Annotated in this window: 21 protein-coding genes; 1 reads left to right on the top strand and 20 read right to left on the bottom strand. The window is 69.7% G+C overall.

The annotated features are described in order from the left end of the window. Positions 1-51 precede the first annotated feature (51 nt). The 16 genes from JYK17_RS25300 to JYK17_RS25225 form a co-directional block, all read right to left on the bottom strand. Entirely contained in the window at positions 52-1,536 is a 1,485-nt protein-coding gene (locus JYK17_RS25300) for a cytochrome P450 (protein ID WP_128803538.1), read from the bottom strand. Between the two features lie 96 nt (positions 1,537-1,632). Then, a complete protein-coding gene (locus JYK17_RS25295) occupies positions 1,633-2,253 on the bottom strand; it encodes a GTP-binding protein (protein WP_108011710.1) in 621 nt (206 codons plus the stop codon). Beyond that, positions 2,234-2,644: a DUF742 domain-containing protein gene (locus tag JYK17_RS25290; RefSeq protein ID WP_108011712.1), complete on the bottom strand. Its 411-nt coding sequence runs from the start codon at positions 2,642-2,644 to the stop codon at positions 2,234-2,236. The genes JYK17_RS25295 and JYK17_RS25290 overlap by 20 nt, the downstream gene beginning before the upstream one ends. Next, on the bottom strand, positions 2,641-3,048 hold the full coding sequence (locus JYK17_RS25285) for a roadblock/LC7 domain-containing protein (RefSeq protein ID WP_016434374.1): 408 nt from the start codon (positions 3,046-3,048) through the stop codon (positions 2,641-2,643). The genes JYK17_RS25290 and JYK17_RS25285 overlap by 4 nt, the downstream gene beginning before the upstream one ends. Next, the gene (locus JYK17_RS25280) at positions 3,045-4,631 is read right to left on the bottom strand and encodes a sensor histidine kinase (RefSeq protein WP_128803537.1); all 1,587 of its coding nucleotides are present in this window, start codon (positions 4,629-4,631) and stop codon (positions 3,045-3,047) included. The genes JYK17_RS25285 and JYK17_RS25280 overlap by 4 nt, the downstream gene beginning before the upstream one ends. A gap of 321 nt (positions 4,632-4,952) precedes the next feature. After that, positions 4,953-7,814, bottom strand: a complete 2,862-nt coding sequence (locus tag JYK17_RS25275) for a DEAD/DEAH box helicase (protein WP_108011716.1) — start codon at positions 7,812-7,814, stop codon at positions 4,953-4,955. Between the two features lie 87 nt (positions 7,815-7,901). Then, a complete protein-coding gene (gene tatC / locus JYK17_RS25270) occupies positions 7,902-8,852 on the bottom strand; it encodes a twin-arginine translocase subunit TatC (RefSeq protein ID WP_108011718.1) in 951 nt (316 codons plus the stop codon). A 47-nt stretch (positions 8,853-8,899) separates the two neighbouring features. Beyond that, on the bottom strand, positions 8,900-9,187 hold the full coding sequence (tatA, locus tag JYK17_RS25265; RefSeq protein WP_108011720.1) for a Sec-independent protein translocase subunit TatA: 288 nt from the start codon (positions 9,185-9,187) through the stop codon (positions 8,900-8,902). 261 nt (positions 9,188-9,448) lie between these two features. Then, positions 9,449-9,643, bottom strand: coding sequence for a hypothetical protein (locus tag JYK17_RS25260; RefSeq protein ID WP_108011722.1), 195 nt, complete (start codon positions 9,641-9,643; stop codon positions 9,449-9,451). 10 nt (positions 9,644-9,653) lie between these two features. Continuing rightward, entirely contained in the window at positions 9,654-9,956 is a 303-nt protein-coding gene (locus tag JYK17_RS25255) for a hypothetical protein (protein ID WP_181362436.1), read from the bottom strand. A 120-nt stretch (positions 9,957-10,076) separates the two neighbouring features. Next, entirely contained in the window at positions 10,077-11,120 is a 1,044-nt protein-coding gene (locus JYK17_RS25250) for a helix-turn-helix transcriptional regulator (protein WP_108011724.1), read from the bottom strand. Positions 11,121-11,139: 19 nt separating this feature from the next. Then, a complete protein-coding gene (locus JYK17_RS25245; protein WP_108011726.1) occupies positions 11,140-12,093 on the bottom strand; it encodes a helix-turn-helix transcriptional regulator in 954 nt (317 codons plus the stop codon). A 132-nt stretch (positions 12,094-12,225) separates the two neighbouring features. Then, a complete protein-coding gene (locus JYK17_RS25240) occupies positions 12,226-12,597 on the bottom strand; it encodes an FKBP-type peptidyl-prolyl cis-trans isomerase (protein ID WP_108011728.1) in 372 nt (123 codons plus the stop codon). Positions 12,598-12,658: 61 nt separating this feature from the next. Beyond that, on the bottom strand, positions 12,659-13,663 hold the full coding sequence (locus JYK17_RS25235; protein ID WP_108011729.1) for an FKBP-type peptidyl-prolyl cis-trans isomerase: 1,005 nt from the start codon (positions 13,661-13,663) through the stop codon (positions 12,659-12,661). Positions 13,664-13,790: 127 nt separating this feature from the next. Beyond that, positions 13,791-15,152 carry a Pup--protein ligase gene (gene pafA, locus JYK17_RS25230; protein ID WP_108011730.1) on the bottom strand — a complete coding sequence of 454 codons (1,362 nt, stop codon included), beginning with the start codon at positions 15,150-15,152 and terminating at the stop codon, positions 13,791-13,793. Between the two features lie 9 nt (positions 15,153-15,161). Further along, a complete protein-coding gene (locus tag JYK17_RS25225) occupies positions 15,162-16,421 on the bottom strand; it encodes an MFS transporter (protein ID WP_108011732.1) in 1,260 nt (419 codons plus the stop codon). A 101-nt stretch (positions 16,422-16,522) separates the two neighbouring features. Between JYK17_RS25225 and JYK17_RS25220 the strand changes: the two genes are divergently transcribed. After that, a complete protein-coding gene (locus JYK17_RS25220) occupies positions 16,523-17,539 on the top strand; it encodes a LacI family DNA-binding transcriptional regulator (RefSeq protein ID WP_222811232.1) in 1,017 nt (338 codons plus the stop codon). A gap of 232 nt (positions 17,540-17,771) precedes the next feature. Here JYK17_RS25220 and prcA read toward each other — a convergent pair whose 3' ends face one another. From prcA to JYK17_RS25200, 4 genes are read right to left on the bottom strand one after another with little or no spacing between them, the layout of a single operon-like run. Next, the gene (gene prcA / locus JYK17_RS25215; RefSeq protein ID WP_108011736.1) at positions 17,772-18,527 is read right to left on the bottom strand and encodes a proteasome subunit alpha; all 756 of its coding nucleotides are present in this window, start codon (positions 18,525-18,527) and stop codon (positions 17,772-17,774) included. Between the two features lie 60 nt (positions 18,528-18,587). Continuing rightward, positions 18,588-19,433 carry a proteasome subunit beta gene (prcB, locus tag JYK17_RS25210; RefSeq protein WP_108011738.1) on the bottom strand — a complete coding sequence of 282 codons (846 nt, stop codon included), beginning with the start codon at positions 19,431-19,433 and terminating at the stop codon, positions 18,588-18,590. After that, complete coding sequence (locus tag JYK17_RS25205; RefSeq protein ID WP_016434391.1) at positions 19,385-19,993, bottom strand: endonuclease VII domain-containing protein; 609 nt, start codon at positions 19,991-19,993, stop codon at positions 19,385-19,387. The genes prcB and JYK17_RS25205 overlap by 49 nt, the downstream gene beginning before the upstream one ends. A gap of 46 nt (positions 19,994-20,039) precedes the next feature. Further along, positions 20,040-20,258 (bottom strand): ubiquitin-like protein Pup, encoded by a 219-nt coding sequence (locus tag JYK17_RS25200; RefSeq protein WP_108011740.1) that lies wholly within the window; start codon positions 20,256-20,258, stop codon positions 20,040-20,042. Positions 20,259-20,262 lie beyond the last annotated feature (4 nt).

Raw genomic sequence — 20,262 nt, 5'->3', positions numbered from 1 at the left:
CGCCCGCTCCGACTCGTGCGGCGGGCACCGGAGTCCACCGGCCGGAGCCGGTCAGCAGCCGCGCCACCAGCGCAGGAACCGGCGCCATGCGCCCATTGGGCGGGCCGGTTCCGCGGGTGCGGGTGCGGTTGCGGCCTGCGGCGGCGTCGACGGCTCGGGGCTCGGGGCGGGAGCGACCGGCTCGGGCCGGCCGATGCCGACCTCCCAGTCGGTGCGCTGCGCCGGGACGCCGATGTATCCGGGTTTCGCCGTCACATCCTGCTGGGGCCTCGCCTCGAAGCGGACCGGCAGTTCCACCAGGTGCCGGTTCAGGATGGACGTACGCCAGTGCAACTCGTCCTCGTCGCAGTCGAGTTGGATGTCCGGAAGACGGTTCAGCAGCGCGTCGACGCCGACGTCGGCGATGGCGCGGCCGATGTCCTGGCCCGGGCACTCGTGCGGGCCGCCGCTGAAGGCGAGGTGGGAGCGGTTGCCCATCATGTTCGCCGACAGGTCCGGGCGGACACGCGGGTCGACGTTGCCCGGCGCGATGCCCAGCAGGAGTCCGTCGCCCTTGCGGACCCGCTGGCCGCCCAACTCGGTGTCCTGCTTGGCGACATAGGGGAGCTGGGTGCTGAACGGCGGTTCGTCCCACAGGGACTGCTCGACCGCCTGAGGCACCGTCATCTGGCCGCCGTTGAGCTGTGCGCGGAAGCCCGGGTCGGTGAGCACCAGGCGCAGCACATTGGCGAGGAGGTTGGCCGTGGCCTCGTAGGCGGCCATCAGGATGACGCGCAGATGCTGGCCGACCTCCTCGTCGTTGAGCCGCGCCGAGTGGTTGATGAGATGGCTGGTGAAGTCGTCCTCGGGCTCGGCCCGGCGGCGGACGGTGAGCCGCATCAGGACGTCCATGATGTACGCGTTGCTGGCGATGGAGGTCTCGGTGCCCTTGAGCATGTCGCGGGCGGCGTGCACGATCCGGTCGTTGTACTCGTCGGGCATGCCGAGGATCTGGCACATCACCGCCATCGGCAGATGCTCGGCGAACTGGGCGACCAGATCGGCCCGGCCCTCCTCGCAGAACTGGTTGACGAGGTGCTGGGTGGCGCGGTTGATGTGGCGCCGGATGCCGCGGTGGTTGATGGTCGACATGGCACCGGTGACCGCTCCGCGCAGCCGCAGATGCTCGTTGCCCTCGGCGTGACAGCAGATCGGCTGCCAGGCGACCAGCGGCATGAGCGGGTGGTCCGGCTTGATCGATCCGTCCTGCAGGGCGGTCCACTGCCGGGTGTCGCGGCAGAACTGCGAGGGGGTGCTCACCATGTGCAGGTTCTCGCTGTGGCCGAGCACCACCCAGATCGGTACGTCCTCGTGCAGCAGCGCGGGGGCCACGGGGCCGTGCTCGCTGCGGAGTTTCTCGTACACGGCCGACAGGTTCTCCGCCTCGGGGCCGTACAGCCGGCGCAGCCCGCCGGGGCCGAGGCGGTGTGCGGGGCAGCCGGGGGGCGGGCCGGCCAGGGAGTCCGTTCCGGTCGGGGAGTGGGGTTCAGGCGTCACGATGATCGCTCCGAAGCTGAAGTGGAGATCCGGTCTGCAAAAGGGGGTGAGGTGGGCGCGGCCGCACGGCGGCCCGGTGGCTCGGCCGGCGCGGGCTCATGTGCGTGCCTTCGCCAGCGCCAGCGAGTGCAGGAAGCGCAGCAGGGTCATCAGGACGTCCCGGCTGGAGGCCCGCCGGCGCGCGTCGCACTCGATGATCGGGATCTCGTCGGGCAGGTCGAGTGCGGTGCGCAGCTCGGGGATGGGGTAACGGGGGCCGTCGGGGAAGGAGTTGACGGCGACCACGAAGGGCACGCCGCGCTCCTCCAGGCGGCCTATGACGTCGAAGCTGACCTCGAGGCGTCGGGTGTCGATCAGTACGACCGCGCCGAGCGCGCCCTCGAACAGCCCGTTCCACAGGAACCAGAAGCGCTCCTGGCCGGGGGTGCCGAAGAGATAGAGCACCAGCTGGTCGGTGATGCTGATGCGGCCGAAGTCCATGGCGACGGTGGTGGCCGTCTTGGTCTCGGAGCCGAAGTTGTCGTCGACCCCGATGCCGGCCTGGGTCATGGTCTCTTCGGTGGTCAGCGGCCTGATCTCGCTGACCGAGCCGACCATCGTCGTCTTGCCGACTCCGAAGCCGCCCACGATCACGATCTTCACCGCCGCCTGGGCCGTGTGCGGCAGATGATCCTCTGCGCGTGGTCCGGGGATGGTGTCAGAGCCTTTGAAGTCCATGCATCACCGCTTCGAGGAGGGAACGGTCGGGGAGCGCCTGCCGGACGATCGGGGCGCGCGCCTGCACCAGCTCCGCCGTCAGCATCTCGGTGAGCAGCACGGTCACCACGCTGAACGGCAGACTCAGATAGGCCGAGAGTTCGGCCACCGAGATGGGTGCCGTGCACAGGCGGAGCATCGCCGCCTGCTCCGGGGTGGCCGAGGGCGGTGGATCGGCGCGCGCCACGATCAACGTGACGAGGTCGATGTCCGCGCGCTCCCCGTCGGGTCCGGCGACCACGTAGAGCCGCTCCGGGGCCTTGGTCTCGCCCGTTTTTGCGGGCTTCGGTTTCGGGGGAGGTTGTGCGGTTTCCTGACTGGGATGTCGCCGCCGGCGTTGAGGAGGAGTCATACGGTCTGCCCGTTGCGCCTGGGCGGGCTGGTGAGATGGGCCCCGATGCGTACGACGAGGTCGCGCATGCGGTTGCTCATCAGCCCGGGTTCGGCGACCACGTCGGAGAGCACCGCCAGATAGGCGTTGGCCCCCGCGGCCATCAGATAGAAGTAGCCGCCGTTGATCTCGATGATGACCAGCTTCATCCGGCCGTCGCTGCCGGGGATCTCATGGGCGACGGCACCGGCCAGGCTCTGCAGTCCCGCGCAGGCGGCGGCGACGCGGTCGGCGGCGTCGGGGTCTCCGCCGTAGCGGGCGATGCGCAGGCCGTCGGCGGAGAGCACCACGATCATCTCGATGCCCGGTACTCCGTCAGCGAGATCCTTGAGCATCCAGTCGAAGTTGGCTCGCTGCTGGATCACTTGTGGTCCCTCTCGTCGTCGGCCTCGATACGGGCCGGCTCGTTGGTCGGCTGGGTGAATGCGGTCGGGTCCGGGTCGCCCTTGAGTCCCTCCCAGAACGCCTCGACCCAGAGCCCGGGTTCGGGCTCCTTCTCCGGCTCCGGTTCGACCGGGGCCGCCCAGGAGGGCCGCGCCGCCTGGGCCTCCCGCTCCGCCTCTTCGGCGGCGGCCTGTTCGGCGAGCCGCTGGCTGAGCGGGATCTTGACGCGACTGCGTCGCTGGGGCAGACCGCCGGCGGTCCATTCGGTGACCTCGGGGACCTCGTCCTCCATGGACACGCCGGCCGGGATGCGCGGGCTGGTGGGACGCCGCCGCTTGGGTGCGCGCTTGGGACCCTCGATGCCGCCGATGTCGAGCTTGGGGGCGGCGGTGGCGCCGACGCCGTGGGCGAGGCCGGGCGCGGGGTCGCTGGTCATCATCACGCGCGGCACGACGAGGACGGCGCGGACGCCGCCGTACGCCGAGGAGCGCAGCGAGATCTGCATGTCGAACGCCTTGCACAGACGGCCGACGACGGCGAGACCGAGGCGCGGGGACTCGCCGAGGTCCTGCAGGTCGACCCCGGCCTGGGCGCGCTCCAGCATGCCCTCGGCCCGGGCGCGGGCCTCCTCGCTGAGGCTGATGCCGGCGTCCTCGATCTCGATCGCGATGCCGGTCTGCACCTCGGAGGCGGTGACGTGCACCTTGGTCTGCGGGGGCGAGTAGCGCGTGGCGTTGTCGAGGAGTTCGGCGCAGGCGTGGATGACCGGCTCGACGGAGATGCCGCGGATGTTGACCTTGGCGATGTTGTCGAGCGAGATGCGCCGGTACTCCAGGATCCGGGACATGGCGCCGCGCAGCACGCTGTACAGCGGGACGGGCTGCGGCCACTGGCGGCCGGGACGGCCGCCGCCGAGCACGGAGATCGAGTCGGCGAGTCTGCCGATCAGCGCGGTGCCGTGGTCGATGCGCAGCAGGTCGTCGAAGACCTCGGGATTACGGCCGTGGTCCTCCTCCATCTCCCGGAGTTCCTTGGCCTGTTGGTGGACGATCGCCTGGACGCGCCGGGCAATGCTGACGAAGGCGCGCTGCGAGGAGTCCCGCATGGCTTCCTCGGTGTCGACGATGTCGAGCACCCGCTTGATCAACGCCACCTGGGCCTTGGGCAGATCGCGGTAGGAGGGGTCCATGTCGCCGAGTTGGCGAATCACCTCTCCGGGGGAATTGCCGCCCCGCAGGTAGTAGATGGCGGTCGGCGTGATCTCGTGCGCGAGCCGGTGCATGTCCTGCTCGTGCCCGGCGACACGCCGTTCCAGATACGCGGCGTGACGGAGGCTCTCTTCGCGCACGGCCCGCAGGGCGCGTCCGCGTCGTACGGCTTCGGCCGCTGTCGCGATCACGAGCAGCGTGGCGACGACGCCGCACCAGACGACGGCTGTCCGGGCCGGCCCGGACACCACAGCGGCAGCTGCTCCGGTCGCCGCGGCCATCACTATGGCGGGCAGCAAAAGCACACGTGCATAGGGAAGTTCACGGCGCTGGGGAGGGGATTGGACACTCACCATGTAGGCCTTCTGAAACGAATCGAGGGGAAGTCGCACATATGGGGAACAAGCGCACGAATACACCTCAACTCGGTGCGCTGCGGGCGAGCTTAGTCCGACCGGATCATCGCCGGGTCATATTCAGCAAGCACCTGAAACGGGGCACGGGCGAGGAGTACCCTCGGCCCCATTTATACGCTCAGATCCCAACCGAACACGCCAAGTGACGGCGCACGCGCATACGAAAACCACTCACCGTGACGAGTGAACGGCGCGAGTCTTCGGGGGCGCGGGGAACTGCGCGACAAGCCACAACGAACCCGCACCCGCCGTCAAAAACCCTCACCCCACCGACGAGTAGGCGACAACCCCCCGCAGCAACAGATCAACAGCCTTACGGGCAGCCTTCGAAACCGAAGACCCCTCCACCCCGGAAACGGGCGCCGCCGCCGCGATCTGCCCCAGCACATCGATCACCTGCTTGCACCACCGCACGAAGTCCCCGGCCGGCATCTCCGCCTCCCGGAGCACCTCGTCGAGCCCCTTGCCCGAGGCCCACATGTACGCGGCCCAGGCGAACCCGAGATCGGGCTCCCGCTGCCCGACCCCCTCGGTCTGCGTGATCCGGAAGTCCTCCTCCAGCGCGTCCAGCCGCCCCCAGATCCGCACCATCTCGCCGAGCGCGGCCTTGGCCCTGCCGGACGGCAGCTTGGGCGCCATCGCGTCGTCGCCGACCCGCGACTCGTACACCAACGCCGAGACGCAGGCCGCCAGTTCGGCGGGAGCGAGCCCTTCCCAGACCCCGGCCCGCAGACACTCGCTGGCCAGCAGATCGAGCTCGCCGTACAGCCGCGCGAGCCGCCTGCCGTGCTCGGTGGCCTCGTCGCCGCGCAGATAGTCCAGCTCGGTCAGCAGCGCGACGATCCGGTCGAAGGTCCGCGCGATCGTGTTGGTGCGGCCCTCGATGCGCCGCTCCAGCTGCGAGGTGTCGCGCAGCAGCCGGTGATACCGCTCGGCCCAACGCGCGTGGTCCTCGCGGTCGTTGCACCCATGGCAGGGGTGTGCGCGGATGGCGGTGCGCAGCCGTGCGATCTCGCGGTCGTCGGCGGCCTGCGACCGCTTCTTGCGGGCCCGCTCCGGCGGGATGTGCCCGGCCTTGCTGCGCAGCGCGGAGGCGAGGTCCCGACGGGACTGCGGCGAGCGGGGGTTGAAGGACTTCGGGATGCGCATCCGCTCCAGCGCCTCGACCGGTACCGGGAAGTCCATCGACGCCAGTCGCTTCACCTGCCGCTCGGCGGTCAGCACCAGCGGGCGGGGTCCGTCATGGTGCTCGAAGCCACGATGGCCGTTCGACCGCCCGGCCGGCAGGCCAGGGTCCAGCACCAGTGCGAGACCGGCGTACTTGCCCGTCGGCACATGGATGACGTCCCCCGGCTTGAGCTTCTCCAGCGCGACCGCGGCCTCCGCCCGGCGCTCCACGGCGCCCTGCCGGGCCAACTCGTTCTCCCGGTCCTTGAGTTCGCGCCGCAGGCGGGCGTACTCCTCGAAGTCGCCGAGGTGGCAGGTCATGGAGGCCTTGTAGCCCTCCAGGCCCTCCTCGTTGCGCTGCACCTGCCGGGAGATCCCGACGACCGACTTGTCGGCCTGGAACTGCGCGAAGGACGTCTCCAGCAGCTCGCGCGAGCGATGCCGGCCGAACTGCTCCACCAGATTGACCGCCATGTTGTACGACGGCTTGAAGCTGGAGCGCAGCGGATACGTACGCGTGCCGGCCAGTCCGGCCAGGTGCTCCGGGCTCATCCCGCGCTGCCACAGCACCACGGCGTGGCCCTCGACATCGATGCCGCGCCGGCCCGCGCGGCCCGTCAGCTGGGTGTACTCGCCCGGGGTGATGTCGGCGTGCTGCTCGCCGTTCCACTTGACGAGCTTCTCCAACACCACCGAGCGCGCGGGCATGTTGATGCCCAGCGCCAGCGTCTCGGTCGCGAACACGGCCTTGACCAGGCCGCGCACGAACAGCTCCTCGACGACCTCCTTGAAGGTCGGCAGCATGCCCGCGTGGTGGGCCGCGATGCCACGCTCCAGGCCCTCGAGCCATTCGTAGTAGCCGAGGACGTGCAGGTCTTCCCGGGGAATGGACGCCGTGCGCTCCTCGACCAGGGCGCGCACCCTCCCCCGCGCCTCGTCGTCGTTGAGCCGCAGGCCCGCGTACAGGCACTGCTGTACGGCGGCCTCGCAGGCGGCGCGGCTGAAGATGAAGGTGATGGCGGGCAGCAGGCCCTCGGCGTCGAGGCGCTCGATGACCTCGGGGCGGCCCGGGGTCCACACCCGCGAGCGCTGTCTGCGCTCACGCTCACGGTCGGCCTCCCGCATCGCCCGGCCGCGTCTGCGGTCCTGGTACGACGGCCGCTGGGCCTCCATCCGGGCCAGGCGGGTGAGGTCGGGGTTGACGGCCTTCTTGCTGCCCTCGCCCTCCTCGAACAGGTCGTACATCCGCCGCCCGGCGAGCACGTGCTGGAACAGCGGCACGGGCCGGTGCTCGGAGACGATCACCTCGGTGTCGCCGCGGACGGTGTCGAGCCAGTCGCCGAACTCCTCGGCGTTGGAGACCGTCGCCGACAGCGAGACGAGCGTGACCGACTCGGGAAGGTGGATGATGACCTCTTCCCATACGGCGCCGCGGAAGCGGTCGGAGAGGTAGTGCACCTCGTCCATGACCACGTGACCGAGGCCGAGGAGGGTCTGCGAGCCCGCGTACAGCATGTTCCGCAGCACCTCGGTGGTCATCACGACCACCGGTGCCTCGGAGTTGACGCTGTTGTCGCCGGTGAGCAGGCCCACCTTGTCGCTGCCGTATCGGCGGCAGAGGTCGGCGTACTTCTGGTTCGACAGCGCCTTGATGGGCGTCGTGTAGAAGCACTTCTTGCCCTGCTGCAGGGCGAGGTGGACGGCGAACTCGCCCACGATCGTCTTGCCGGAGCCGGTGGGAGCGGCGACCAGTACGCCCTTGCCGGATTCGAGCGCCCGGCAGGCCTCGATCTGGAAGGGGTCGAGGCCGAAGTCGTACATCTCGCGGAACGAGGCGAGCGCGGTGGCCTGGTCGGCAGCACGCCTGCGGGCAGCCGCGTACCGTTCGGCCGGGGAGAGGTCGTCTGTCATCGTGCTTTCGAGCGTACCGGGCCGCACTGACAACAGGACGATCATTATCCGGAACCCGGTCCGTCAAACACCGGGAGGTGCCCGCGTCACCAGGGACGGGGGCACCTCTCGCGGATGGGAGCGGGCGAACGCTCAGGTCACGTCGTCGTAGCCGTTGACCCGGTCCGTGGTCGCCTGCTCGGGCAGCGCGCGGTTCGCGGAGACCGGCTCTACCTCGCCGATGTCCTCCGGGGTGAGGTCCAGGTCCGAGGCCTCGTCGTCGTCGGGGCCCGCCGCCTCGCGCAGCCGCTTGCGCCGGTCGTTGAGCAGCGAGAAGACGACCGCGCCGAAGTACAGCACCCAGATCGGTCCGGCGAGCGCCAGCATGGTCAGCGGGTCGGTGCTCGGCGTCGCGATCGCCGCGAACACCGTGATCGCCATGATCATGCCGCGCCACCAGCCGAGCATGCGCTTGCCGGTCAGCACCCCGGTGAGGTTGAGCATGATCAGCAGCAGCGGAAGTTCGAAGGAGAGCCCGAAGACCAGCACCATGCGCGTGACGAGGTCGAGCAGATCGTCCAGCGGCAGCAGGTTGTTGACACCGTCCGGGGTGAAGCCGATCAGCACCTTCGCGGTGGTGGGCAGCACGCGGTAAGCGAAGTAGGCGCCGCCGAGGAACAGCGGCGCACCGGTGCCGACGAACGCGTAGGCGTACTTGCGCTCGTGGCGGTGCAGTCCGGGCGCCACGAAGGCCCACAGCTGGTACAGCCACACCGGCGAGGCCAGCACCACGCCGGCCATCAGGGACACCTTCAGCGCCAGCGTGAAGGGCGTGAGCAGACCGTTGATCGTGATCTGCGCGCACTGGTGGGTCTTCTCGTGCGACTTCGCCAGCTGTTCGAAGGTCTGGCCGCAGCCGACGGAGTCCAGCACCGGCTTGGTGATGAAGTTGATGATGTCGTTGTAGAAGAAGGCGGCAACGGCCGTGACGAGCACGATCGCCAGCATCGCCTTCGCGAGCCGGTTGCGGAGCTCACGAAGGTGATCCGCAAGGGGCATCCGCCCCTCGGGATCCTTCTCCTTCTTGCGGGCAGGCTTGGGCAACCCACATCCTCATCTCGTGCGGCAGGCCGGAGGCGTCCGGCCCTGCATCAGGCCTTCGTGGTGTCCGTCGGCTCGGTGACCGGGCGGGAGCTGGTCACATCGCCGGGAGAGGCCTGGATGGTGCGCGTCGCCGGGGGCTGCTCGCCGGTGGTGGGCGGGCCGGCCGGCGTCGCCGTGCCGCTGCCGTCCTCCTTCATCGCCTTGGCCTCGCTCTTGAGGATGCGAGCGGACTTGCCGAGCGAGCGCGCCATGTCGGGAAGCTTCTTCGCGCCGAACAGCAGGATGACGACGACGAGGATGAGAATGATCTCGGGGGCGCCGAGCCTTCCGAACATAAGTCTTTACCTTCTCACCGAGGCGGCTGGGGTGGGGTGCTGTCCGGCCGGTCGGACACATGACCGATCGACCGTGTTGACAGCGATCGTAACGCTCAGGGGTAAACGTGAGGCAATCCCCGTGCGTACTCCCGGTCAGCGGCTCGGGCCTCGTTCTCCGGGCCGCGACCAGCAGCGTACCTGCCGGGGTGGCCCCGGTGACAGGCCGAAGTGGCCCGAACCACCGTGGGCGCAGGACTCGCACGCCTCGCACGGCACCGCTCAGAGGGAGTCCACGGCGCGGGCCGTGCTCATGGCCGCCCGCTCCAGGTCCTCGGCGGCACGGTTGATACGGCGCGCGGAGTCCGTCACCTGCCTGCCCAGGCGCTGCGCCTCCAGGAACACCCGCACGGCGAACACCCCGAGCACGGCGAGACCCAGAAAACCCACGGCTACCGCGAACATCGGCCAGAACATGGGGTCGAGCCTAGAGGGTGGAGTGCAGCCGCAGGGTCCGGACCCCGCCGCCGGTCAGCAGCTGGACGATCCGCTCCCCTGCAGGCTTGCGGACCGAGGCACCGCAGTCGGGGCAGGTGAAGGAGTAGAAGGTGGTGCGGCTCGACGCGCCGATGGCCAGGCGCAGCGCGGCGGCCGCGAGCTCGAAGCTGCCGCGGCAGTCCGGGCAGCCCGCCCGGAACGTCACCGGCGAGACGCTTCTCATCCCGGCGAAGGCCGCCGCGACCGACATGTCCCGCGCACCGGCCACCCCAGACACCGACGACTCGCTCACAGCTGCTGCTCCTCTACTTCTGGTCGTTCGCCGCCGGTCTCCCGGCCGGTGCCGCATCGACGACCGCGCCCGGCCCCGCGGCCCTCGCGCGCTCCTCCCCGCACCGGCGCACTCTACGGCTCACTCCCGCCCGTCGTACTGTCCTCCGTCAACCGCAAGCTCACCGTGCGCCCCCTGCGCCTCCACCCCGTCGTACGCCGCCAGCGCCTCCCGGGCCGCCTGCCGGGCGCTGTCGGCGAGGTCGCGCGGGGCGACGATCCGCCCGTCGCGGCCCAGGCGCAGCGCCAGCCGCCGCAGCGAGGCCGGGTCGGGCGTGCGCAGGGTGATACGCAGCCCGCCGTCCGCAAGCTCATCCGCACTGTCGTGCGGGTAGTACTCGGCGACCCAGCGGCCTCCGGGGCCGACCTCGACGACGACCTCGGGGTCCTCCGCGGCGGGCTGCACCAGCGCCTCGGACAGGTCCCGCAGCTCGATCTCGGGCGGCGCGGACGGCTCGTCGAGGATCTTGATCTCGGCGACCCGGTCGAGCCGGAAGGTGCGGCGCGCCTCGGAGCGGCGGCACCAGGCCTCGACGTAGGTGTGCCCGACGCTGACCAGCCGGATGGGGTCGATCTCACGCTCGGTGAGCTCGTCGCGCGCGGGCGAGTAGTAGCGGATCCACAGCCGGCGGCGCTCCGCGATCGCCCGGTCGACGTCGGCGAAGACGCCGCCCTCGGACTCGAAGGTCACCGACAGCCGGGAGCTGGCGCCCGCCGTCTCGCCCGCCGCCGCCTCCACCTTGGCGGTGGCGCGCAGCAGCGCCTGCCGGTCGCCCTCGCGCAGCCCGGGCAGGGTGGACACCGCGCGGGCGGCCACCAGCAGCGCGGTCGCCTCGTCGGCGGCGAGGCGCAGCGGATCCGCCGTCTCCTCGCCGAGCGCCGCGGGGTTGTGCCACCAGATGCGCTCGCCGTCGGTGTCGATGTCGAGCAGATCGCCGCCGCGGAAGCTGGTGCCGCACATGGGCAGCACATCGAGGTCGGAGACCAGCTCGTCCTCGGTGATACCGAAGGCGCGCGCCACGTCCTCGACCCGGGCCCCGGGGCGCTCCTTCAGATAGGTCACCAGCGAGAGCATCCGCCGGGTCTGGTCGATGGCGTTCACTGGCCTGACCGGTTTGCCTGCCACAGTCCTGCTCCGCTCCCCCTCAGCCCTTGGCCACTGCGCGCAGCCGGTCCACCACGTCGGCACGCAGCTCGGCCGGCTCGAGGACCACCACGTCCGGCCCGAACTCCACCAGCCAGGCGTCCAGCCCGTGCCCGTACGGAATCTCCAACTCGTCCCAGCCGTCGCCGAGTTCCCGCACCGCCGTGGCCTTCGCCCGAAGGGGGTACCCCGACCCCGAGCGCAGCCGGATCAGCGCGGAACGGTCGGCGGTCTCCCCCGCCCAGCTCGCCACGGTCTCGCGGACGGTGACCACATCGGGCACCGGGACGGTGAACCGCCCGCCGCGGCTGCGCACCCTGCCCGTGATCCGCGAAAGCCTGAAGACCCGCTCGGCGCTGCGGTCGCGGTCCCAGCCCGCCAGGTACCAGTGGCCGCGCCAGCACTCCAGCGCCCACGGCTCGACATGCCGGGGCTCGGGATGGGCGGCGGTGGCCTTGCGGTAGTCGAAGGAGACCGGGCGGCGGTCGCGGCAGGCCAGCATCAGCGGTTCGAACGCGGCCTCGTGCACCGGGATGCGCGGTTCCAGCGCCCCATGGGCCTCGTACGGGTCGACGTCCTCGGGCAGGCCCGCCGCGCGCAGCTTCTGCAGGGCGCCGCTCGCCGCGCCCGCGAGCCGCGCCTGCTGCCACACCTTGGCGGCGAGACCGAGAGCCGCGGCCTCCTCGGCGTCGAGCGTGATGGGCGGCAGGCGGTTGCTGTCGCGGCGGGCCAGATAGCCGGTTTCGCCGTCGAGGTTCTCCACCGTCTCGATGACCAGGCCGAGTTCGCGCAGATCGTCCTTGTCGCGCTCGAACATGCGGCTGAAGGCGTCCTCCGAGTTCGCCTCCAGATACGCCTCGATGGACTCGCGCAGCTCGCGCTTGCTGAGCGGCCGTCGGGTCCCGAGCAGACACAGCGCCAGGTTCATCAGCCGCTCGGCCTTGGCAATGGCCATCGACGCCCTTCGCCTCCCTATGGTGCTTGACGACGTTGACCGTACCGCCCCGAAGTGGCGTGGCAAAAGCCGAGGGCCCATGCCTGGACAGGCATGGGCCCTCAGTTGATCGGGTCCGGTCGGATCCGGGGATCAGACGGCGACGAGGTCGACCACGAAGATCAGCGTCTCGCCCGGCTGGATCGCGGGGGTCGGGCTCTGGTTGCCGTAGGCGAGGTGGGCCGGGATGGTCAGCTGGCGACGGCCGCCGACCTTCATGCCCTGCACGCCCAGGTCCCAGCCCTTGATGACGCGGCCGCCGCCCAGCGGGAAGCGGAACGGAGTGCCGCGGTTCCAGCTGGCGTCGAACTCCTCACCGGTGCTGAACGCGACGCCCACGTAGTGGACGGTGACGGTCTGGCCCGCCTGCGCAACAGCTCCGTCGCCCTCCCAGATGTCCTTGATCTCGAGATCAGCCGGGGGCTCGCCGCCCGGGAAGTCGATCTCGGGCTTGTCGATGCTCACGTCTTTCAGCTCCTGCTTGTCTTCGGAAAGGCAACACGCACAGTCTTACACCTCACCGAACTCACATCTTCGCGAGGATGTCGACGGTGAAGACCAGTACGGAGTCCTTCTTGATGCCGCTGCCGGCCGGCGGCTTGTCGCCGTAGCCCAGCTTCGGCGGGATGACGATGAGGACCCGGCTGCCCACTTTCTTGCCGGTCAGTCCCTGCGCCCAGCCCTTGACGACCTGCTGCAGCCCGAACGACGTGAGCGCCTTGTGGCTGTACGTCGAGTCGAACTCCTTGCCGTTGTCCCAGAACACGCCCTTGTACTGCACGAGCACGCTGTCCTTGGCGGCCACCACGTCGCCGTCGCCCTCGATGACGTACTTCGCGACCAGTTCGGTCGGCGCGTCCTTCTTGGGGATGTCGATGGAGGGCGCCTTGCCGTCGGTGTTGGTGCCGACCTTCGGCAGGGCCGCGTCGTTCTGCGGGACGTCGGTGCCCTTGGCGGAGCTGGACGCGTTGAACGTGGCCTGGATGTCGGCGACGAAGACCAGGGTGTCGGTGCCCTTGATGCCCGCCTGCGAGTTCCCCTCCTTGCCGTAACCCCAGGTGGGGGGCACGGAGAAGATGACGCGGCTGCCGGCCTTCTTGCCCGCGAGCGCATAGCGCCAGCCGTCGATGATGCTGCCCTGGGCGAGCTGGATGAGCAGCGGGGTCTTGCGGTCGTAGGAGTTGTCGAAGACCTTCGCCGTGTCCCACACCTGGCCCAGGTAGTGCGCCTGGATGTAGTCGTTCTCCGCGACCGTTTTGCCCGATCCGGCGATCAGCGTCTTCACCGCGAGGTTCTTCGACGGGGTGCCCGTGCCCTTGGCGACGGTGGGCTTCGCACCGAACTTCGCACCCGCGGTGACGGCCGGCAGCGGACCGTCCACGATCTTCGGCGGCGGCGCCGCGGACGTGGCCGGTGCGGAGGGCGACGCGCTGTCGCTGGCCTTGCTCGAGTCGGACTTCTTGTCGTCGCCGCATCCGGCGAGCGTGACCAGTCCTGCGGGTACGGCGATGAGTAGGGAGCGTCGGCGCACGGTGGGGGCCCTCGTATCGGTCGATCTTGTGGATGGCGTGCGCGCAACTCTACGGCGTGAGAAGGGCGCCGTACTGGAAACGTACGGCGCCCGTGTTGCGTTCCAGTGGTTCACCGGAACGCGTTGCTCACATTCCCGCGATGAGCTTCTCCACCCGGTCGTCCACCGAACGGAACGGGTCCTTGCACAACACGGTGCGCTGCGCCTGGTCGTTGAGCTTGAGGTGCACCCAGTCGACCGTGAAGTCCCGGCGCTGCTCCTGGGCCCTGCGGATGAAGTCGCCGCGCAGCCGGGCCCTGGTGGTCTGCGGGGGAACGGACTTGCCCTCGAAGATCTTCAAGTCGCTGCAGATCCGCGTTGCTTGACCCTTCTTCTCGAGCAGGTAGTACAGGCCACGACGGCGGTGGATGTCGTGATAGGCGAGGTCTATCTGCGCGACCCTCGGGTGGGACATGGTCATGTTGTGCTTGGCCCGGTACCGCTCGATGAGCTGGTACTTCATGACCCAGTCGATCTCGGTGCCGATCTTGTCGAGGTCCTCGGCCTCGATCGCGTCCAGCGTGCGGCCCCACAGCTCCAGGACCTGCTCGACGGTGCCGGTGCGGATGCCGCGGCGCTCGCAGAAGTCCACGGCCTTCTCGTAGTACTCGCGCTGCACCTCCAGGGCGGAGGCCTCGCGTCCGCTGGCCAGGCGCACCTTGCGCCGGCCGGTGATGTCGTGGCTGACCTCGCGGATGGCCCGGATGGGGTTCTCCAGGGTCAGGTCCCGCATCACCGTGCCCGCCTCGATCATGCGCAGCACCAGGTCGGTGGCCCCGACCTTGAGCAGCATGGTCGTCTCGGACATGTTCGAGTCGCCCACGATGACGTGCAGGCGGCGGTAGCGCTCGGCGTCCGCGTGCGGTTCGTCGCGGGTGTTGATGATCGGCCTGGAGCGGGTCGTCGCCGAGGAGACGCCCTCCCAGATGTGCTCGGCGCGCTGGCTGACGCAGTAGACGGCACCGCGCGGCGTCTGCAGCACCTTGCCCGCGCCGCACAGCAGCTGGCGGGTGACCAGGAACGGAATGAGGATGTCCGCGAGCCGGGAGAACTCCCCGTGGCGCGCGACGAGATAGTTCTCGTGGCAGCCGTAGGAGTTGCCCGCCGAGTCGGTGTTGTTCTTGAAGAGGTAGACGTCGCCCGCGATTCCTTCCTCGTGCAGGCGTCGTTCGGCGTCTACCAGTAGCCCTTCCAGAATGCGTTCGCCGGCCTTGTCGTGGGTGACCAGTTCGGTCACGTTGTCACATTCGGGTGTCGCGTATTCCGGATGTGAGCCCACGTCGAGATAGAGGCGGGCGCCGTTTCGCAGAAAGACATTGCTGCTGCGGCCCCATGACACGACACGGCGGAAGAGGTACCGCGCCACCTCGTCGGGAGACAGGCGGCGCTGTCCCCTGAACGTACACGTGACGCCGTACTCGTTCTCCAGCCCGAAAATGCGGCGGTCCATGAGTGAACATTACGCCCGATCCCCTGAGCTGAAACGGGGTTCGACCGCTCGGTTCGGATCATTTTCCGATGAAGCCGCAACCACCGCACCCCCCGCGGGAGCTGCGAGGACCCGTCCGGTGGCCAGCAGAACCAGCAGGGACACACCGCCCGCCGCACCGGGTATCGCGAACCCCCACAGGGCCCCGCCCGCCTCGACGACCGGGCCCGCCAGACCCGTTCCCACCGAGGTCCCCACGGTGAACGTCGTCACAAGCCAGGAGAACGCCTCGGTGACAGTGCCGCGAGGCGCGTGCCGGTCGACGAGCACGAACGCACAGGCGATGGCGGGCGCCAGGAAGAGCCCGGCGACCACCGTCAGCGCCACCATCGCGACCGCGCCGGGCATCAGAGTCAGCGGCAGGTAACACACCGCCAGAAGGGCCACCAGCACCTGCAGTCGGCGCCCGGGCTCGCCGGTCCACTGCCGGGCCCCGTAGACACTGCCGCCGATGAGCGCGCCGAGCCCCAGGGCAGCCATCAGCCAGCCGTACACCGCGTCCCCACCGTGGTCGTCCGCATACGGCACGGACGCCACCATGATGGAGCCCAGCGCGATACCGATGAACAGGAACGCGCCCAGCAGGGCGAGCAGTCCTGGCGAGCGCAGGGCGCCGAGCCAGTGCGCCTCACGCGGAGCCGAACGCCACGCGCGCGAGGGCTTGGAGACGACCACGGACAGGGCGCCGAGCACACCCACCGCGTTCAGCACCAGCAGGGCCGCCCGCTCCGACCACAGCGCCACGCACAGGGTCACCAGCAACGGGCCGACCGTGAACATGATTTCCTGCGCCACGGCGTCCAGGGCGTACGCGGTGTGCACCTGACCCTCGCGGCGCAGCACGGACGGCCACAGGGCCCGCAGTCCGCCCTCCAGGGGAGGCGTGAAAAGGCCGGCGGCCGCTACGCACGCGTACGCGAGCACCAGCGGGTCGGTGCCCGAGAAAGCGAAGCCCGCCATCGCGAGGGCCGACAGGACGGCCGCGGGCAGCTGGACGCGCGGCTGCCCGTGCAGGTCCACCAGCCGGCCCAGCACGGGCTGCCCGACCGCGTTGGCGATGCCGTACACCGCCGCGAGCCCGCCCGCCAGGCTGTAGGTGCCGCCCTCGGCCCGCACGAAGAGCACCAGGGCGATCGCGGCGGTCGCATTGGGCAGCCGTCCCACCAGCGTGCCCGTCAGCAGACGGACCACGTGCCGTGCCCTGAGGATCTCCAGATACCCCGCGGCCATGTCCCGCCTCCAAGTTTTACGTATAACCTCGGTTCCCATACGTAGCATGTGCGCTGTTCGCAGTCCAGGCGAAAAACCCCTCCAAGAGGAGCAGGCTCCCGGTGGCACGCAGCAGCACGCGCCCGACCAGCCGCGACGTCGCACAGGCGGCAGGCGTCTCCCAGGCCGCCGTATCACTCGTGCTGGGCGACAAATGGCGCGGCCGCGTCTCCGAGACCACCGCCGAGCGCGTACGGGCAGCAGCACGCGACCTCGGCTACCGCCCCAACCTCGCCGCCCGCAACCTGCGGCTCGGCCGCACCCGCACCGTCCTCCTCGTCGTCCCCGCGCTGACCACCGAATTCTTCGCCGGCGTCTACACCGGCGCCGCGCGCGTGGCCGCCGAGCACGGCTTCGGCGTGGTCCTCTACCCCTCCCCCGAAGGCATCGGCCCCGCCCGCGACCCCTTCGCCTCCGCCCAGGCCGCCCTCGACGGCGTCATCGCCTCCTCCATGGCCGCCGACGCCCTCAGCGCCATCCGCGGCGACCAACTGCCCCTGGTCATGCTCGACAGCGACCCCGACGGCAGCCTCGGCGCGGCCACCGTCAACCTCGACATCGCCGACGGCGTCCGCCAGGTCGCCGAACACCTGCTGAACCTGGGCCACCGCCACTTCCTGCACCTGGCCGCGGACGTGCCCTCCTGGACCTTCGAAGTACGCGCCCGCGAACTCGCCGCCCGGGTGGCCGCAGTGACCGGCACGACCGTACGCACCGCGCGCGCCCCCATCTCCATCGACGACGCCCTGACCGCCGCCGAGGCCGCCCTGTCCGCGCCCGGACCCAGGCCCACGGCCCTCGTCTGCGACGACGACAAACTGGCCGCCGGCGCCTACAAGGCCGCCCGCCGCCTCGGCCTGCGCATCCCCGACGACCTCTCCGTCACCGGCCTCGACGACCTCGCCCTCGCCACCGCCCTCGACCCGGAACTGACGACCGTACGCCTCGACGCCGAACTCTTCGGCGAACGCGGCATGCAAGCCCTCCTGGCCGTCCTCGAAGGCCAGGAACCGGAGGCGGGCGACATCCCCGTCGACTTGGTCGTACGGGGTTCCACAGGGCCCCCGGGGCCCTCCTGAACGCCTTGTGCCCCGGCCGATCCACCCGTAGGGGCACACAAGGACTGCTCCTGGCCGGAGCTCTCGACCTCGGCGGCGGCTCCGCCGCTCACCGGAAGGCGGCCGAGCCGGGCGACCGGCGATCCGCTAGAACTCCTGCACCTACGGGCCGCCAGGCCTCCTGAACGCCCTGTGCCCCGGCCGATCCACCGGCCGGGGCACACAAGGGTGAGAGGAGCTAGAAGGTTGCGGACTACTCCTCGTCGGAGTTCGCAGCCTCGTCGGAGCTCTCGGCCTCCGTGGTCGCGCCGCCGGTTTCCAGGAGGCGGCCGAGCTGACGGCCCACGATCCGCTTGAACTTGCGGGCCTGCGGACGCGTGCGGTCCAGGACCGCGACCTCCAGGCGCTCGGCGGGAATCTCCCGCTCGCTGCCGTTCGTGTCGCGGGACAGGGCCGTCACGGCCAGCCGGAGCGCCTCGGCCAGGCTCATGCCGTCCTGGTGGCGCTGATCGAGATAGCTGCTGATCTGCTCCGCGTTGCCACCGACCGCGACCGAGCCGTGCTCGTCCACGATCGAACCGTCGTGCGGCAGCCGGTAGATCTGGTCGCCGTCCGGGGTCTCGCCGACCTCGGCCACCACCAGCTCCACCTCGTACGGCTTCTCGCCCGCCGAGGAGAAGATCGTGCCCAGGGTCTGGGCGTAGACGTTGGCCAGACCGCGGGCGGTCACATCGTCCCGGTCGTAGGTGTAACCGCGCAGGTCGGCATAGCGCACACCGCCGATGCGCAGGTTTTCGTACTCGTTGTACTTGCCGGCGGCCGCGAAGCCGATCCGGTCGTAGATCTCACTGAACTTGTGCAGCGCGCGGGACGGGTTCTCGCCGACGAAGACGATGCCGTCGGCGTACTGCAGCACGACCAGGCTGCGGCCACGGGCGATGCCCTTGCGGGCGTACTCCGCCCGGTCGGCCATCGCCTGCTGGGGGGAGACATAGAACGGCGTCGACACCGGTTATCCGTCCCTTTCTGTCGAGGTCAACTGGATCACCTGAGCAAGAACCGGTCGCCGCTACAGCAGCGCGGCCCGCGGACCGTCGGGCTGCTCCAGGCGCCGCTCGAGGATCGCGCGAGCGATCTCCGAGGACTCGTCCTCGGTGAGCCTGCGGAAGCCGTCCTCGGTGATCACGGTGACGATCGGATAGATCCGGCGGGCGACATCGGGACCACCGGTCGCCGAGTCGTCATCTGCCGCGTCATAGAGAGCCTGCACCACGAGCGTCGTGGCCTGCTCCTCCGTCAGGTCGTCGCGGAAGAGCTTCTTCATGGCACCGCGCGCGAAGATCGAGCCGGAACCCGTGGCCGCGAAGTTGTGCTCCTCGGAACGGCCGCCCGTCACGTCGTAGGAGAAGATGCGGCCCCTCTCGCGGTCCACGTCGTAGCCCGCGAACAGGGGCACCACGGCCAGGCCCTGCATGGCCATCCCCAGGTTGGAACGGATCATGGTCGACAGCCGGTTCGCCTTGCCCTCCAGCGAGAGCTGCGCCCCCTCGACCTTCTCGAAGTGCTCCAGCTCCAGCTGGAACAGCTTCACCATCTCGACGGCGAGACCGGCCGTGCCGGCGATACCGACGGCCGAGTACTCGTCCGCCGGGAACACCTTCTCGATGTCCCGCTGGGCGATGACGTTGCCCATGGTGGCCCGGCGGTCACCGGCCAGCACGACACCGCCGGGGAACGTGACGGCGACGATCGTGGTCCCGTGCGGCGCCTCGATCACGCCCTGGGTGGGCGGGAGTTGCCGGTTGCCCGGCAGCATCTCCGGCTGGTGCTCCGACAGGAAGTCCATGAAGGACGAGGACCCAGGCGTCAGGAAGGCAGCTGGTAGACGCCCGGTGCTACGAGTGTTGGCTTCCACGCGATTCCTTCCACATAAGCAGCAGCCCGCCTTATGGCATCGGGCCGATCCTTGAACTGCCCCAGTGCGGCATTGCAGCTGAAGCACAGTACGCCTCGGACCCTACCCGTCTTGTGGCAGTGATCCACATGCTCCGGCACGGCTGCCAAACATATGCAGCAGACGCCCCCTTGAGCGCCGATCAACTCGTCGCGCTCGGCTTCGGTGATGCCGTACTGGCGCTTCAGATGACCTTGCCGCCCCTGAATCGCCCGGCACGCCTTGCAGCGCGTCGAGAGTCCGTCGGAAGCGGTCGCGTTGCGGTGCCATTCGCTGTGCGGCTTCACCTCTCCGCACGTCCGGCACAGCTTGTACCCGTCCGGGACGTCCACTTTCTCGCGGACCGGCTTGCCAAGCGCCTCACGGCGGCGCCGGTAGTGCGCGGCGCTGTACTCCGCCACGCACTCCCGGCAGTGCACCTGGAGGCCGTCACGCCGATTCCTGTCCCGCGCGAATGCAGTCAGAGGCAGGTCTCGTCTGCACTTCCTGCATTGCTTCGCGTTCGGTTCACCAGCAGCCATCTTCCCCCGCCGCCTTCATTTCGAAGACAAATTGGCCGAATGGCCTTTACTGTCCGCCTTTTTGCACGAAGCTTCGCACGAAATCCTCGGCATTTTCCTCGAGTACGTCGTCAATCTCGTCCAGGACGGAGTCCACGTCGTCGCTCAGCTTCTCCTGGCGCTCCTTGAGGTCGTCCGAGGCCTGCGCGTCCTGCGCCTGCTCTTCGACCTCTTCCGTGGAGCGCGTCGCCTTCTGCTGGCCGCCGCCGGTGTCCTTGGTCGCCATAACC

The organism is Streptomyces plumbidurans, assembly GCF_019857225.1.
Lineage (GTDB): Bacteria > Actinomycetota > Actinomycetes > Streptomycetales > Streptomycetaceae > Streptomyces > Streptomyces plumbidurans.
Note: the sequence above shows the minus strand (reverse complement) of the source record. Positions and strands in the feature narration are given on the sequence as shown.

Excerpts from the sequence above, each read along its gene's own strand:
- JYK17_RS25295 (WP_108011710.1), bottom strand. The coding sequence starts at position 2,253 with ATGGACTTCAAAGGCTCTGACACCATCCCCGGACCACGCGCAGAGGAT.
- JYK17_RS25290 (WP_108011712.1), bottom strand. The coding sequence starts at position 2,644 with ATGACTCCTCCTCAACGCCGGCGGCGACATCCCAGTCAGGAAACCGCA.
- JYK17_RS25280 (WP_128803537.1), bottom strand. The coding sequence starts at position 4,631 with ATGGTGAGTGTCCAATCCCCTCCCCAGCGCCGTGAACTTCCCTATGCA.
- JYK17_RS25275 (WP_108011716.1), bottom strand. The coding sequence starts at position 7,814 with ATGATCGTCCTGTTGTCAGTGCGGCCCGGTACGCTCGAAAGCACGATG.
- tatA (WP_108011720.1), bottom strand. The coding sequence starts at position 9,187 with ATGTTCGGAAGGCTCGGCGCCCCCGAGATCATTCTCATCCTCGTCGTC.
- JYK17_RS25260 (WP_108011722.1), bottom strand. The coding sequence starts at position 9,643 with ATGTTCTGGCCGATGTTCGCGGTAGCCGTGGGTTTTCTGGGTCTCGCC.
- JYK17_RS25245 (WP_108011726.1), bottom strand. The coding sequence starts at position 12,093 with ATGGCCATTGCCAAGGCCGAGCGGCTGATGAACCTGGCGCTGTGTCTG.
- pafA (WP_108011730.1), bottom strand. The coding sequence starts at position 15,152 with ATGGACCGCCGCATTTTCGGGCTGGAGAACGAGTACGGCGTCACGTGT.
- JYK17_RS25225 (WP_108011732.1), bottom strand. The coding sequence starts at position 16,421 with ATGGCCGCGGGGTATCTGGAGATCCTCAGGGCACGGCACGTGGTCCGT.
- JYK17_RS25205 (WP_016434391.1), bottom strand. The coding sequence starts at position 19,993 with ATGGCTGCTGGTGAACCGAACGCGAAGCAATGCAGGAAGTGCAGACGA.
- JYK17_RS25200 (WP_108011740.1), bottom strand. The coding sequence starts at position 20,258 with ATGGCGACCAAGGACACCGGCGGCGGCCAGCAGAAGGCGACGCGCTCC.